Here is a 15,399-nt window from a genome sequence, read left to right on the forward strand (position 1 = left end):
GATGATTCACTTTTTAAGTTAAGATTCTAACCAGATCATAATTTCGATATTTCTTGTTGCGCTTTGTTTGACGGTCTGTAAATAAAAGATCATTCTCAACAAGGAAATTGAGTGATTTTCTAGCTGTATTAGGGGAAATATTTAATGCGGCTGCGACCGATGCTACACTTGTAAAAGGATTTGAAAAAGTATATATCCAAACTCTCTTGTCTGAATTGGTCACACAAATCTCGAGTCCTCTTTTAGCTAATTCCTCCGCTTTATCCAACTTCTCATTGATTTTGTCCGCCATTCGGTTACACGCATTAAGGAAGAACAGTATCCAACTACCCCAATCTGGATGACGGCCTCTGACACCATTAAGAAGGTCATAATAGCGCATTCGCTCTTTTTCTAACTCTTCGCTTACAAAGAAGATCGGCTTCGTTACAAGCTTTGATTGAAGAAGGTATAAAACAATCAGGATACGGCCTAAACGGCCATTTCCGTCTAAGAAAGGATGTATAGACTCAAACTGAGCATGAAGAATGGCTGTTTTGATCAATGGGTTGCTTTGTTCATCGAATATATAGTGGTTTGCATTTTTCCCTAAGTGCCTTGTCGATAATTTCTGGCCATAAGGATGACCATTAATAAAGTACTCTAAATTCTCCATATATTCATCAATCTGTTGTGCAGATATTGGGATGTAAGAGGCATCCTCAATTTTATTGGTTGGTCCAATGAAATTTTGTATTTTTCTAAAGCTTCCGCTTGATTGAACAGATCCTCGTGCTCCTCGCATCAAAACTTGATGGAGATCTTGAATGAGTCTTGTTGAGATGGGATAGCCCTGGCGGATTCGTTCATATCCTTGAAATAAAGCTTCTTGATAATTGCTTACTTCGGTTATTTCCCATCTAGGGTTCTTATCGTCTTTTTCTTCCACCATATCTGTAAAGGTTACTTGTGTACCTTCAATACGAGTTGATTCTACAGATTCACTAAGAGAAAGAATTTGAACCAATGCTTCACTGACAATAGAGTGTTTAAATTTTTCCTCCAAAGTACCGATTTTATGAGTAGTATCAGACAACACATTTAAAATTTTTAACGCATCGCTATTGTTAACATTTACGGGAAGGTGTATTAGTCCTTGAATAGCCATTAGGTAACACTCCTTGGTTATTTGATATTATTTACTAAGCATACACTAATTAAGCGCAAAAAAAATAAAAAAATGCTTTATAATGCCTCATTGCAGTAAAGCAAACTAAGGGTGCCTATTTTCTACAGTTACATCGTACTATGCGTAAAATTATTATTTGGCGCAAAGTTTAAATGGAAGGAAAATCACTTGTCCAGATGAATCCCTTTCTACCTCCTCTTAACAAACGGGCTGACACTCGACTTTTATAGGTGGTAAAATGCCGAGTGGGCAAGAGGAGAAAAAATCATGAAAATGTCATAATCCCCTTAAATACAGAACTTAACTGAAATCTACACGTATACAAATAAACTTGTATATGTGTAGACGTATAGATTTGCATATGTGTAGATGAATCTACACTTTTGGCGATCCTCTCATTTTCATTTCAATATTGATTGCGTATGTCCAGCTGAAATGGCTTTTTGACAGGCCAAGAAGCAACGTGTTTTTCGCCCGGTGTGCTTAGTTTGCTTTCAAAATCCAAAATAGTTTGTGAAATGATTGGATCGTGTTATTTTTAAGGCAGCAAACAAAAAAGGAAAGAAGGCGAATAAATGGAAATTGGCATTAGTACGTTTGTGGAAACGACACCGGACGTAAACACCTGTGAAACGGTCAGTCACGCACAGCGCATCCGCGAGGTCGTAGAGGAGATTATTCTGGCAGATCAGGTGGGACTTGATGTGTTTGGTGTCGGGGAGCATCACCGCGAGGACTTTGCGGCATCGTCGCCGGCGATCGTGCTTGCGGCAGCGGCACAGCAGACGAAAAGAATCCGGCTGACGAGTGCCGTGACGGTGCTGTCTTCAGCTGATCCAGTTCGCGTGTTTCAGGACTTTGCGACGCTTGATGCGATTTCAAATGGCCGGGCGGAAATTATGGCGGGGCGCGGGTCATTTATTGAATCGTTTCCGCTGTTCGGCTACGATTTGCAGGATTATAATGAGCTGTTCGAGGAAAAGCTGGACCTGCTGTTGAAAATCCGTGAATCGGAAAAGGTAACGTGGGAAGGAAAGCACCGCGCGGCCATTCATGACTTGGGCGTATATCCTCGTCCCGTGCAGGACCCGCTGCCGGTCTGGATTGGCAGCGGCGGCAATCAGGAATCGGTTGTTCGGGCCGGGCTGCTCGGGCTGCCGCTTGTTCTGGCAATTATCGGCGGAAGCCCGGTTCAGTTTGCGCCGCTTGTGGACTTGTACAAGCGGGCAGCAGCTCATGCTGGACATGATCCGTCCACACTGCCGGTCGCTTCTCATTCACATGGCTTTATTGCCGATACGACAGAGAGGGCGGCTGATCAGTTTTTCCCGTCCACCCAGGTGGTCATGAGCAAGCTCGGGCGTGAACGCGGCTGGGGACCGTACACGCGGGAAAGCTTTGATGCGGCGCGCAGCTTTGAAGGGGCTCTTTATGTAGGAGATGTGCAAACAGTCGCGGACAAAATCATTCACCTTCGTAAAAACGTCGGCGTCACGCGGTTTATGCTGCACGTACCGGTTGGCTCGATGCCGCATGACCTGGTGATGAACGCGATTGAGCTGCTTGGAAAAGAAGTCGCTCCGATCGTTCGAGAGGAAGTCACGAAGTGGGAAAATGAAAACAACTAAACAGAGAGGAGCCTGAGCATGATCCATCTTGAAAATGAGTGTTTAAAAGCCGCTATTTCTCCATCCGGCGCGGAGCTGAGAGCGGTAGAAAGCAAGGAAACCGGACTGCATTATATGTGGAGCGGAGACAGTACGTACTGGGGCCGCGTTTCACCAGTGCTGTTCCCGATTATCGGCCGCTTGAAAAAGGATCAATATGAGCTGAATGGAAAAACGTATAAACTGCCGCAGCATGGCTTTTTGCGCGATGTGGAGTTTTCTGTGCTGGAGCAGGAAAGCGACAAGGCCTCCTTTTTGTTTGATTCATCCGATACGTTTTTAGACGTGTATCCGTATCGTTTTCAAGCGATCATTCACTATCAATTAAAGGGATCGTCACTCAGCATCGGCTGGGAAATTCGAAATGAGCAGGGCAAAACGATGCACTTCTCGATTGGCGGGCACCCCGCTTTTAATGTGCCGCTTACAAGCGGGGAAAAAGCGGAGGATTACACGCTCCAGTTTACTCCGGCTGAAGGTGAACAGGTGACGCAATATGAATTGGCGCAATCATTAGTAAGAGAAAAACAAACGCTCCAAACGGTTGATCCGCTTCAAGTGGAAGCTTCCTTGTTTAAAAACGATGCGCTTATTTACAGCAACATTGACCGTGTCTCACTTACGTCGAACCAAACCGGGCACGGCGTTGACGTCGAGTTAACCGGATTTCCATTCGTCGGCATCTGGTCAAGCTACAACGGAACGATGGCTCCATTCGTTTGCATCGAACCTTGGTACGGAATCGCGGATACAGTCGATACAACCGGGAAGCTGGTGGAGAAAAAAGGCATTCAGAAGCTTGAAAAAGGAGCTGTGTTTCAAGCGGATTATACGATTACATTTAAGTGAAAAAGGAAGCGGCCCTGTCACGGGTCTGCTTCTTTTTTATGACCGGAAAACGTGGAGCAATGGCCGGAAAAAGCAGGAACGACCGGAATCGCTAGGTGGATGACCGGAAAAGCAGGAATTCGGTCATCGAGTATAGGAATTCGGTCCATTCAGCCGAAATCCGGTCCACGAGAGTATCAGATGTGAAGCTTCTTCTTAACCGCCAGCAAAAGGTGATCGGCGCTTTTGCCGGACACGTTTTCTCCATCGACGACAGCGAAAGGCTCCACCAGGCACTGGCCGCAATAAAGCAAGCAGCGTTCTTCGGTTACTTCTATGTTAGGAAGGACAGCGAGCGAATCCTTCACTGCTTCCAGCTCCTCTTCAAAATTGCATGGGCAAAATTTCACGACGGTCATCCCGGTTCATTCCTTTCAGTTCTTTATTATGAGGCTTATAATAAACCGCTTACGTAGAAGTCGGCAATTGTTTGCTTTAATGCGGCAGTGAAGCATTCAGGAGAAGGAGGAACGCGGTGAAATGTACGTTTGCACAGTGAAAAACGGTGCATTAACATAGCAATTAACCAGGCCGACGCCTGCTTATTAAAGAAATTTTTTAAGGAGAGTGCAACGAATATGGCTGAAAAAATGATGATGAAATCCCTCGTGAAAAAAGAAGAGATTTTTCCAGTGAGAAGTGTTTATTACGTAGAAATTTATACAGGAAACGCAAAGCAGTCTTCATACTATTTTGCAAGCGCTTTCGGATTTAAGCTCGTGGCGTATAAAGGGCTTGAAACAGGCTCAAGAGACAGGGTGTCGTACGTGATGGAGCAGGGAGCGATCCGCCTTGTGATTACGGGCTCGCTGTCGGACGATACGGATGTAGCGGCGTTTGTGAAAACGCACGGCGACGGCATCAAGGATATTGCGCTGGCTGTGAAGGATTTGGACAAAACATATGCCGGTGCAATTGAGCGGGGCGGAATCGCGATCCGGGAGCCGTGGGTGGAGGAAGATCAAAACGGCCGTGTGAAAAAAGCGGTCATCGGTACATATGGCGATACGATTCACACGCTCGTGGAAGCAGTCGATTACAAAGGGGTGTTTATGCCAGGCTTTGAACCGCGCGAGGACAGACAGAGCATCGAGCCGTCAGGATTAATCGGTGTGGATCACCTTGTCGGCAACGTTGAAGTAATGGAAGAATGGGTGAGCTATTACGAAAACGTCTTCGGCTTTAACGTGCTGAAGCATTTTGATGATGAGGACATTTCAACCGAATATTCCGCGCTGATGTCGAAGGTGATGATGAACGGGACCGGCCGCATCAAGTTCCCGATCAATGAACCGGCGGAAGGCAAGCGCAAATCGCAAATCCAGGAATATTTGGACTTTTATAAAGGACCAGGCGTTCAGCATTTAGCACTGCTGACAAATGATATTATCGCAACCATTGCAGCGCTCAAGGAAAATGGCGTCGAGTTTCTTCAAACGCCGGATACGTATTACGAGGAATTAGCGGATCGGGTTGGCGACATCGACGAAGATGTGAAACGGCTGCAGGAGCTGAACATTTTGGTGGACCGCGACGACGAAGGCTATTTGCTGCAAATCTTCACAAAGCCGATTGTGGATCGTCCGACGCTGTTCATTGAAATTATTCAGCGAAAAGGCGCGCTCGGATTCGGGGAAGGAAACTTCAAGGCGCTGTTCCAATCGATTGAGCGTGAGCAGGAATTGCGGGGCAACATGTAAAGAGATGCAGAAAAATGCCGCATCCGCTTTTATGAGGGGCTTAATTGATTATGCCGGCTTGTTTCCGCCGGCGGAGCTGCCTTTAAAAGAAGCGATCTCAAACTATGCCCGTTATATAAAGGGAGACAGTCGATGGATGATGGGGCCTTTTGTTATACCTGCCGCGCGGCTGCAGGAGCTGAATGAGCATCGGTCATTGTTCAGCTCCGACGCTCCGCTTCGCTTGTCGGTCATTGTCAAAAGCCTCAATGAGATGGAGCAGCTCTCCGCTTTTTCAGCTGCATTCGGGGAATTGGGCTCGATCACGGCGCTTGAAACACCGCTGACGGATGAAAAAAGTCTTGAGCAGCTGCTGGAACGAACAAAGCCGCCTCTTTATGCAGAAGTGCCGGTTCAACAGCCAGAAGCTATTTTGGACCGGATAAAAGCGATTCGAGCAAGAAAAGAACGGATTGGCGTGAAGGTACGGATGGGCGGTGTGTCGGCGGATCGGTTTCCTGAAGCATCTGAAGCCGCTCGGATGATCGATGAATGCCGAAAGCGCGGGCTGCCGATGAAATTCACAGCAGGTCTGCATCACCCGATCCGCGAATACCGGCCGGAGGTGCAAACGAAGATGCACGGCTTCGTAAATGTCTTTACGGCGGCCATTATGGTATACAGCTTGCGTATCGATGAAAGAACGATTGAACAGCTGCTGCTTGATGAGCAGCCGGAGCATTTTTCATTTGCCGGCCAAAGCCTTGCCTGGAACGGCTTAACGGTTACATCCGAACAAATTAATCAAGCGCGCAGGCAGTTTGCCGGTTCATACGGAAGCTGCAGCTTTGACGAGCCGCGCGAAGAGTTCAGCCTATTGGCGATTTTCTCCTAGGAGGTTTACGATGAAGCAATCATTTATTTCGGTCTCACCGGAGTCTCATTTTCCGATTCAGAATTTGCCCTATGGCATCTTTCAGCCGAAGGGCAGCGCCACGCGTGCAGGAGTGGCTATTGGGGAATACGTACTCGATTTATCCGCCCTTGATGAAGCGGGGCTGCTTGACGGAACCGGCATCACTCACGGAAAAACCTTTCATGAGCCGTCGCTCAATGCGTTTATGGCGCTAGGCAAACCTGTATGGAAAGCGGTTCGTGAAAGACTGCAGCACCTGCTTAATGCCGAAACGCCAGTGCTTCGAGATGATGAAGCATTGCGGACCCGCGCTTTTTTTCCACTACATGAGGTGAAAATGAAGCTGCCCGCCGAAATCGGCGACTATACTGATTTTTACGCGTCAAAGGAGCATGCGACCAATGTTGGGACGATGTTTCGCAGCAAAGAAAATGCCCTGATGCCGAACTGGACTCATTTGCCGGTCGGCTACCATGGCCGGGCAAGCTCGGTCGTTCCAAGCGGCACAGCAGTCAGGCGTCCGCTTGGCCAGCGAAAGCCGAAGGACAGCGACACGCCGGTTTTCGGTCCATCTATTCAGCTTGATTTTGAGCTGGAGATCGGCTGGTTGATCGGACCGGGCAATGCACAGGGCGAGCCGGTTCCAATAGGAGAAGCGGAAAATCACGTGTTTGGGCTTGTGCTCGTGAATGACTGGAGTGCCCGCGATATCCAGGCGTGGGAATACGTTCCGCTCGGCCCGTTTCTGGCCAAAAACTTCGCCACATCGATTTCGCCATGGGTCGTTCCGCTTGAAGCGCTTGAGCCGTTTCGGGAAAAAGGTCCAGCACAAGAGCCGGTTCCTTTCCCTTATTTACAGCAGCGGCATCCGGGCGGCTTCAATATTCAGTTAAAGGTCGATCTCACATGTGATGACGGTGAAACAATCTGTGTCACAGAAACGAATTTCAAGCATATGTACTGGTCCATCGCCCAGCAAATTGCCCATCATACGATTACAGGCTGCAACATGCGTCCGGGGGATCTCCATGCGTCCGGCACGATCAGCGGACCAGAGCCTCATGAGCGCGGCAGCATGCTGGAAATCACCTGGCGCGGTGCAGAGCCGGTCACGCTTCAAAGCGGCAAAACGCGTTCGTGGGTTGAAGACGGCGATACGGTCACCATGAGCGGCTGGTGTGAGGGCGACGGCTTTAAAATCGGCTTTGGCGAAGTGAGCGGTACTGTACTGCCGGCTTATTCAGAAGCACACATTTTAGGGGAAAAGCAGGAGGGCATCCGGACATGACACATTACGTAAAAATGGGCCGCATTCCACAAAAGCGGCATACACAGTTTCGCAAGGAAAACGGAGGTCTTTATTATGAGCAGGTTATGGGCACAAAAGGATTCTCCAGCCTGCAGTCCATCATTTATCACATCAACCCGCCGACGCAGGTGAAAACAGCAAAGAAGCTGTGTGATATTCATTACGAATTTGAAGAAAAAGACGCGCTGAAGCACCGTCATTTCCGGATGTGGGAAACGGAAGCCGGCGGGGACTTTTTGGAAGCACGCAAAATGGTCATGGCGAATGAGGATGTGGCGCTCGGTGTTGCGCGTCCGACAAAGCAAATGGACTATTTTTACCGGAACGGCGAGGGGGATGAGCTGTTGTTTGTCCACGAAGGCACCGGCATCATGGAAAGCATCTTCGGCGAGCTGACATTCAGCCCTGGCGATTATATCGTCGTTCCGATCGGCACAACCTACAGAATCGTCCTTGAGTCGGACGAAGCGCGATTCTTTATCATTGAATCCAATTCATCTATTTTGCCGCCCAAACGGTACCGGAATGAGTTCGGCCAGCTGCTGGAGCATTCGCCCTTTTGTGAGCGTGATTTCCGGACGCCGGAAAAGCTTATGCCAAAGGATGAAAAAGGAGAGTTTGAAATTCGGGTCCGTGCCCAGAAGATGATGACATCGTACACGTTTGATTTCCACCCGCTGGACGCTGTCGGCTGGGATGGCTACCTGTTCCCGTATGCGTTCAGCATTCATGACTTCGAGCCGATCACCGGACGCATCCATCAGCCGCCGCCGGTCCACCAGACGTTTGAAGCGCACAACTATGTGGTCTGCTCATTCGTCCCACGCTTGTATGACTATCATCCGGAAGCGATTCCGGCGCCGTACGTGCACAGCAACGTTGAAAGTGATGAAGTCCTTTATTACGTGGATGGCGATTTCATGAGCCGGCGGGGCATTGAACAGGGCTCGATCACTCTTCATCCGAGCGGTCTGCCACACGGCCCGCACCCGGGAAAAATTGAAGACAGCATTGGAAAAAAGGAAACGAAAGAGCTTGCGGTGATGGTCGACACCTTCCGTCCACTTCATGTGATAAAAGAGTCTCATTCGTTTGAAGATAATGAATATATGGACAGTTGGAATCCGATGAAATAATCTTGCAGAGAAGCGCTGAATGTTGTATGTTAAAGAGCGTGTGACGGCCATGAAATGATTGGCGGCAGCCACGCTTCAACCAGCGCTTTTTCTTTTAATACACCAATGTATACGCTTACAAAATGAAGCTGGAGGTTTATTATGACAATTCGCAAGCCCTCATTTCTGATGTCTGTTTTCATGATCCTGCTCGTTGCCGGCATTCTCGGCACCAGCATTTTATATTATCAGGTTGCTCCGCAAATTCCAATCGTGATTGCAGCGGCTGCTGTGGCGCTGTACGGATTTACGCTCGGCCATAGATGGAAGGACATCGAAGCCTCTATGGTGAAAAGCATCGCCGCCGGTTTGCCGTCTATTTTAATCCTGTGCATGATCGGCATTCTGGTCGGCATCTGGGTGCTCAACGGCACAGTGCCGACGATGTCGTACTACGGCCTGCAGCTTTTGGCGCCGGAGTTCTTCCTGGCCTCCGCGGTACTCATTTGTGTGGTCGTGTCCATTATGACAGGAAGCTCGTGGAGTGCGATCAGCACGATGGGTGTAGCGTTAATGGGCGTTTCGTACGGAATGGGCATCTCACCGGCGATGACAGCGGGTGCAATTGTGTGCGGTGCTATTTTCGGGGACAAAGTATCGCCGCTTTCTGATACGACCAATTTAGCTTCTGCGACAGCGAAGGTAAACATTTTCGAGCATATCCGCCATATGATGTGGACGGCCGTGCCAAGCCTGCTCATTACTCTCGCGATTTTTCTGTGGATTGGGTTTGATTCTCGGCTGGTGAACCCGGATATAAGCCAGATTCAGACGATGACGCAAACGTTAAAGGAGCAGTTCGCCATTACATCGGTGACGCTGCTGTCGCCGCTGATCATTATCGTGCTGGCTCTACGGAAAACGGCGCCGATTCCAACGCTGTTTATCAGCTTGATTGTCGCTGTGCTGACTGCTTTTTACACGGCCCCGGGCACAACGCTCGGTGAGATGATGGCAACGGCCCACTTCGGCTATACAGCTGAAACGGGAGTTGAATCGATTGACAGCCTGCTGTCGATTGGCGGCCTTTCCGCCATGATGTTCGGCGTCTCGATTATTTTAGTGGCTCTTGCATTCGGCGGCATCATCCAGCAAGTAGGCATTGCGGGCTTTTTGCATCGCAAAGGCAACGTCATTCTTGCGACGGTTTTGTCTGGCATAGGAGTGAACACCGTTATCGGAGAACAATACCTCTCGATCATTTTGCCAGGGCAGATGCTTGAGCCTGCATATAAAAAAGCAAATCTTCATCCGAAAAACCTGTCCAGAACACTGGAAGATGCCGGAACGATTTTTCATCCGATTGTCCCATGGGGTGTGACGGGCGCGTTTATTATGTCGACGCTCAACATCGGGATGGAGTACGCGCTGTTTTGCTTTATTTGCTTGATCAATCCACTGATTGCCTTGATCTACGGCTACACGGGCTTTACACTGACACCGCTTGAAAAAAAAGCGGAATTAAAAGAAGCCTCGTTTTCAGAACGTGAAAATGTGATGTAATCAGATTGCCAAAAAATTGGCGAGAGAAATGTAGACATCTTTAAAGAAAAAATCCCTTTTTGGGGGCGAATAGATGATGTGCTGCACCAAAAATAAGTCCTTTTTCGAATTTTCAAGTGAATGGGGGATTTATGTGGATAAGAAGCAAGCAAATCGCGAGCAGCTGTTTCAAGCGGTGCTGTCGCTCCAGACGCTGGAGGAGTGCATCGATTTTTTAACGGATTTATGCACCGTGCAGGAGCTGGCTGCCCTTGAGCAGCGAATGGAAGTCGCGCGTCTGCTGATGAACGGACATACGTACGAAATGATTGAAGCAGAGACAAACGCTAGGTCCACGACCATTTCGCGCGTCCGCAAATGTCTCGCCAAGGAGCAAAGCGGCTTTCAGCTCGCATTTGACCGGCTGCAAAAAGCAGAAAGAAGCCAGGCCCATTAAATCGGGCCTGGCTTTCTTTGTTACAATCGAACGTCCCATTTATTGCGCTTGCGCGGGGAGAAAAAGCTGTTTCGGTGCTTTCGGGCGTCCATTCTTTTTTCACATATATGGTTAGCCGCTTCAACAGTGGTGACATGGAGCGCATCAGACTGGCTGAATACTTCGAGCAGAGAACGGTAAATGGCTTCTGTTTTCGCCAGCACCCGCTTTCTATTCGGTCCGTACAGCTCGTCGGCCACTTGAATTAAGCCGCCGCCGTTTACGATATAATCCGGTGCGTACAAAATGCCTTTTTGCTTCAGCTTTTCCGCATGGCTTTCGTGCAAAAGCTGGTTGTTGGCTGCACCGACGATCGCCTGTACCTTCAGCTGATCAATTGTCTGGTCATTAATGATGCCACCAATGGCACAGGGAACGAACATATCCGCCTCTACCCCGTATATGTCATCGCTGCTGACGGAAACCGCAATGCGCCCCATTTCTTCTGCTTTTTCGGTGAGGACATGGACGATGCAAGGGTCTACGTCCGTTACGTATAAATCGGCGCCCGCTTGAAGCAAATGCTCTGCTGTTTTAAAGCCGACCTTCCCGAGCCCTTGAATGGCGAATTTTTTCCCTGACAGGTCCTCATGCCCCCACAGCGTTTTCGCCACAGCCTGAATGCTGTAAAGAACACCGAGAGCGGTCGGAATCGACGTTTCGCCGCCGCCGCCATATTCCTCGGGCAGCCCGGCGATGCAGTTTGTTTCTTTATACGCATGAACAAAATCGTCAAGCACCGTGCCCATATCGGTGCCGGTGTAAAAGCGTCCGTTCAGCGTTTCAATAAACTGGCCGTAAGCGCGGAACAGCTCCGGTGTTTTATCCTTGAGCGGGTCGCCAATAATAACCGCCTTGCCGCCGCCAAAGTCCACATCGGCCGCCGCGCATTTGTAAGTCATGCCTTTAGATAAGCGGAGCGCATCCTCTAACGCATCCTCCATCGTCTCGTACTGTCGCATGCGTGTTCCGCCGAGCGCCGGGCCGAGCGTTGTGTCATGAATGGCGATGATGGCTTTAAGCCCCGTTTCCGGATCATTGCAAAACACTACTTGTTCGTGATCTTTCATTTTCTCAAATAAATCGAACGATAAAGAAGGAGCTTGCTCAGCTACAGGTAACTTGTTCATATGTAAACCTCCTGATGATGTTTTTTGTAAGCGTTAACATAATTAATCATAGAAGAAAAAGAAACCTTCAGCAAACGTACAGTTTAACGCGTTAAACGGTGTAAATAAACAGTTTCATTTAAAAATTCTGATAATATTCCCGACTTGACTTATCGGAATTAACGAGTTAAAGTACGTGTACTTATTATTTTTTAAGGAGGGTGCAGGATGGAAGCAGGTTTTATTCTTTTAAATGTCATTGGTCTGCTTATTTTGGTGGGCGTGTTGTTTTTTATGCAGCGCCGCCATGTTTCGTTTTCAAAGCGGGTATTTACAGGTCTCGGCCTTGGGATTGTGTACGGGCTTATTTTGCATGTCGCATACGGAACAGAATCCGAGGTGCTGGCAAGTTCAACGGCCTGGTTTGATTTAATCGGCACCGGCTATGTGCGCTTACTGCAAATGATCGTGATGCCGCTTGTATTTATTTCGATTTTAGGGGCGTTTACGAAAATTACGATCGGCAAAAACTTCGCTAAAATGGCGACGCTTATTTTAGGTATTCTGCTCGGTACAACGGCCGTGGCCGCGTCTGTCGGCATTGCATCAGCAATCGGCTTTAATCTGGATGCGACGCAAATTGTCCAGGGCTCAGCGGAAACAGAACGCGGGGCATCGATTGCAGAACAGTCGACGGAAGTGGCAGAAAAGCCGCTGCCATCGCAGATTGTCGACCTGCTGCCGCAAAATCCGTTTCTTGACTTTACCGGGGCACGTCCTACGTCAACCATTGCGGTTGTCATCTTTGCGGCCTTTTTAGGCTTTGCCTATCTAACCGTCGTCCGCAAAGAGCCGGAGCATGCAGCCATTTTGAAAAAAGGCATTGATGCGGTTTATTCACTCATCATGAATGTCGTGAAAATTGTTCTCCGTCTTACACCTTATGGGATTTTGGCGATTATGGCCCGTACAGTTGCGCTGTCTGACTTCGGCGCCATCTACAATCTTGGCAAGTTCGTTCTCGCGTCGTATGTAGCACTTGCCGTTATGTTCGTGATTCATTTGATCATGATTACTTTATCAGGCCTGAGCCCGGTAACGTACGTGAAAAAAGTGGGCGAAACGCTTAGCTTCGCATTTTCATCCCGTTCAAGTGCCGGCACGCTGCCGTTGACACTGAACACTCAAACGACGCGTCTCGGTGTACCGGAAGGCATCGCAAACTTTGCAGGGTCATTCGGTCTTTCCATCGGACAAAACGGCTGCGCCGGCATTTATCCGGCGATGCTTGCGGTCATGATTGCCCCGTCTGCCGGCATCAACCCGCTCGATCCCGGCTTTATTCTGACGCTTATTGCGGTTGTTGTCATCAGCTCCTTCGGTGTAGCCGGAGTGGGTGGCGGCGCGACATTCGCAGCTATTCTAGTGTTGTCAGCGATGAACCTGCCCGTTGCCCTTGCCGGTGTGTTAATCTCGGTGGAGCCGCTTATTGATATGGGCCGGACCGCCTTGAATGTCAATGGCTCCATTACAGCAGGTGTCACAACCGCACGTGTAACAGGAGAGCTGGACAAAGACATGTTCAACGAGGATTTATCAAAGCAAGCTGCAGATGTTTAATGAAGAGCTTGAGACAAAAGGTTTTGAATAGAGAAAGCCGAATGATCGTGCGAAAATATCGCATGCGTTCGGCTTTCTTTTTTGATCTTTAAGGTGATGAGCCCTTTAGCGACCGCGCTTGCGCGAACACAGTCGGGGCGGCTTCTGCAGGACTTCGCGTTCGGAGGGGCGGGCGGTGAGCTAACTTTTGTCGCTACGCTCCAAAAGTGGATCTCACCTGCCCCGCTGATCCCTCCCGAGTCTTCGTCCTGCGCCAGCCGCCCTTAGTGGGGAGGAAAAGCAGCTGGTAAAACTCAAACAAGAGCGTCATGAACGGGAAAAAACAAGCTATTCTGCCCTTCCACTTCATGAAAAAAAGAGAGAGGCTTCTGCTCATACAGCTGCTCGTTAACCGCTGAAAACAAGCTCTTTTCAAGCACTTTTCTCCTCCTTGGTTCATTAGAACGACAACGGGCGGAGGGAGGACGGCGAAGACTCCCACTGGACGAGCGGACAGGGTGAAACAGCCACGGTTTTTGGGCTGGTTCAGCGTTCGCCCAGTAGGAAAGCGAAGCCGGCATCCCGGAGCCCCTGCTTGTGCTTTTCCAGAAAAAAAGAAGAATTAAGGCTTTCAAGTACTGGATTGTTCGAATTCACTGGCACCATCATTGTTATGTACCAGACTCTTTACCTTAAAAAAACAGAAATTTTAGTAAAATCAAATAAAGGATTCTTCCCGATTCATGGCGTATCTTCATCTCGTCGTATATAATGGAAAAGGTGAACGATATATGAAACGGAGGCACTTTCATGACGATCTATAAAGGATTTGTAGGAACCTATACAAAGCAGGACGGAAAAGGGATTCATACGTTCGAGCTGGATACAGACAAAGCCGAACTTTTCAATGCGGCCGTTGCAGCGGAAGTAAACAACTCAACTTATGTGACGATTAATGAAAATGAAACGTTTTTATATGCAGTTGAAAAAGGCGGAAAAGGCGGCGGACTCGCAGCATTTGCGATCGAAAACGGACAGTTGAAAAAGTTGAATGACGTGCTCGACAGCGAGGGTGTACCGTGCCACGTGACGCTGAATAAAAATGGAACGCGCGCGTTTTCAGCTCAGTATCATACCGGTACAGCCGAAATGTACAGCATCGATGCTGAAACAGGGAAATTGGGCGACTTGCTTGATGTGGCGACACATGAAGGAACAGGACCCAACCCGGATCGGCAGGAAAAAGCGCATACGCACTTTTTTGGGGCGACAAACGATGAGCGCTTCGTGATCGCCGTGGATCTTGGCACAGACGAAATCGTTACATACGAAGTGGCAGGAGAAGATTTACTGAAAAAAGCGGTGTTCAACACAGAGCCGGGTGCAGGTCCGCGTCATCTCGTGTTTCATCCAACAAAGCCTGTTGCTTATGTAATGACCGAATTAAGCAATGAAGTACTTGTGCTCGCTTTTAATGATCAGGATGGGACATTCGAACAGCTGTCTTCTATTAAAACGATCCCAGCTGATTTCACCGAAAACAGCCAGGGAAGCGCCATTCGCATTTCATCGGACGGCCGCTTCGTTTATGCCGGCAACCGCGGACACAACAGCATTGCCGTGTTCGAAGCAGCAGAAGACGGCCGCGACCTGAGCCTGGTTGAGATCGTTTCAACAAAGGGTGACTGGCCGCGTGATTTTGATCTGGACCCATCAGAAAAGTTCATTATTGTGGCCCATGAAAAAACACACAATGTCGTTCTGTTCAAGCGATCCCCGGAAACAGGCCGTTTAGCGCCCGCTCATTCAGAGGTGACGATTCCTGAAGGTGTTTGTGTCGCATTTTTAAAAGGCAAGTAATCAATAGCGTCTGCATTCATCCCGCTTGAACGTGAGCGGGATTTTTTGGCA

General features: G+C 48.9%; 15 protein-coding genes. 10 read left to right on the forward strand and 5 right to left on the reverse strand.

Annotated elements, in window-relative coordinates:
• Positions 1–13: 13 nt before the first annotated feature.
• Entirely contained in the window at positions 14–1,147 is a 1,134-nt protein-coding gene (locus tag BW952_RS13075) for a Fic family protein (protein ID WP_045851178.1), read from the reverse strand.
• Positions 1,148–1,743: 596 nt separating this feature from the next.
• Here BW952_RS13075 and BW952_RS13080 point away from each other — a divergent pair.
• On the forward strand, positions 1,744–2,796 hold the full coding sequence (locus tag BW952_RS13080) for an LLM class flavin-dependent oxidoreductase (RefSeq protein WP_045851177.1): 1,053 nt from the start codon (positions 1,744–1,746) through the stop codon (positions 2,794–2,796).
• Between the two features lie 18 nt (positions 2,797–2,814).
• Positions 2,815–3,684, forward strand: coding sequence for an aldose 1-epimerase family protein (locus BW952_RS13085; RefSeq protein WP_045851176.1), 870 nt, complete (start codon positions 2,815–2,817; stop codon positions 3,682–3,684).
• Positions 3,685–3,701: 17 nt separating this feature from the next.
• On the opposite strand, the gene BW952_RS19825 is transcribed toward BW952_RS13085, so the two are convergent.
• Entirely contained in the window at positions 3,702–3,833 is a 132-nt protein-coding gene (locus BW952_RS19825) for a hypothetical protein (RefSeq protein ID WP_269430736.1), read from the reverse strand.
• A 27-nt stretch (positions 3,834–3,860) separates the two neighbouring features.
• The gene (locus BW952_RS13090; protein ID WP_045851175.1) at positions 3,861–4,082 is read right to left on the reverse strand and encodes a DUF1450 domain-containing protein; all 222 of its coding nucleotides are present in this window, start codon (positions 4,080–4,082) and stop codon (positions 3,861–3,863) included.
• A 219-nt stretch (positions 4,083–4,301) separates the two neighbouring features.
• On the opposite strand from BW952_RS13090, the gene hppD reads away from it, so the two are divergent.
• The 6 genes from hppD to BW952_RS13120 all read left to right on the forward strand — a co-directional run bounded on the left by hppD (position 4,302) and on the right by BW952_RS13120 (position 10,741).
• A complete protein-coding gene (gene hppD / locus BW952_RS13095; RefSeq protein ID WP_045851174.1) occupies positions 4,302–5,423 on the forward strand; it encodes a 4-hydroxyphenylpyruvate dioxygenase in 1,122 nt (373 codons plus the stop codon).
• A gap of 4 nt (positions 5,424–5,427) precedes the next feature.
• Entirely contained in the window at positions 5,428–6,297 is an 870-nt protein-coding gene (locus tag BW952_RS13100) for a hypothetical protein (protein ID WP_045851173.1), read from the forward strand.
• Positions 6,298–6,307: 10 nt separating this feature from the next.
• The gene (gene fahA / locus BW952_RS13105; RefSeq protein WP_045851172.1) at positions 6,308–7,606 is read left to right on the forward strand and encodes a fumarylacetoacetase; all 1,299 of its coding nucleotides are present in this window, start codon (positions 6,308–6,310) and stop codon (positions 7,604–7,606) included.
• Positions 7,603–8,763 (forward strand): homogentisate 1,2-dioxygenase, encoded by a 1,161-nt coding sequence (locus BW952_RS13110; RefSeq protein ID WP_045851171.1) that lies wholly within the window; start codon positions 7,603–7,605, stop codon positions 8,761–8,763. The genes fahA and BW952_RS13110 overlap by 4 nt, the downstream gene beginning before the upstream one ends.
• 141 nt (positions 8,764–8,904) lie before the next feature.
• Positions 8,905–10,305, forward strand: coding sequence for a Na+/H+ antiporter NhaC (gene nhaC, locus BW952_RS13115; protein WP_045851170.1), 1,401 nt, complete (start codon positions 8,905–8,907; stop codon positions 10,303–10,305).
• Positions 10,306–10,432: 127 nt separating this feature from the next.
• On the forward strand, positions 10,433–10,741 hold the full coding sequence (locus BW952_RS13120; RefSeq protein WP_045851232.1) for a YerC/YecD family TrpR-related protein: 309 nt from the start codon (positions 10,433–10,435) through the stop codon (positions 10,739–10,741).
• Between the two features lie 20 nt (positions 10,742–10,761).
• Here the strand turns inward: BW952_RS13120 and BW952_RS13125 are convergent, their stop codons facing one another.
• Positions 10,762–11,910, reverse strand: a complete 1,149-nt coding sequence (locus BW952_RS13125; RefSeq protein ID WP_045851169.1) for a Leu/Phe/Val dehydrogenase — start codon at positions 11,908–11,910, stop codon at positions 10,762–10,764.
• A gap of 207 nt (positions 11,911–12,117) precedes the next feature.
• Here BW952_RS13125 and BW952_RS13130 point away from each other — a divergent pair, with 207 nt between their 5' ends.
• Positions 12,118–13,509, forward strand: coding sequence for an L-cystine transporter (locus BW952_RS13130; protein WP_045851168.1), 1,392 nt, complete (start codon positions 12,118–12,120; stop codon positions 13,507–13,509).
• Between the two features lie 293 nt (positions 13,510–13,802).
• On the opposite strand, the gene BW952_RS19830 is transcribed toward BW952_RS13130, so the two are convergent.
• The gene (locus BW952_RS19830) at positions 13,803–13,928 is read right to left on the reverse strand and encodes a hypothetical protein (RefSeq protein ID WP_276206297.1); all 126 of its coding nucleotides are present in this window, start codon (positions 13,926–13,928) and stop codon (positions 13,803–13,805) included.
• Between the two features lie 370 nt (positions 13,929–14,298).
• On the opposite strand from BW952_RS19830, the gene BW952_RS13135 reads away from it, so the two are divergent.
• Complete coding sequence (locus tag BW952_RS13135) at positions 14,299–15,348, forward strand: lactonase family protein (protein ID WP_045852304.1); 1,050 nt, start codon at positions 14,299–14,301, stop codon at positions 15,346–15,348.
• Positions 15,349–15,399 lie beyond the last annotated feature (51 nt).

The organism is Domibacillus enclensis (assembly GCF_900156125.1).
Lineage (GTDB): Bacteria > Bacillota > Bacilli > Bacillales > Domibacillaceae > Domibacillus > Domibacillus enclensis.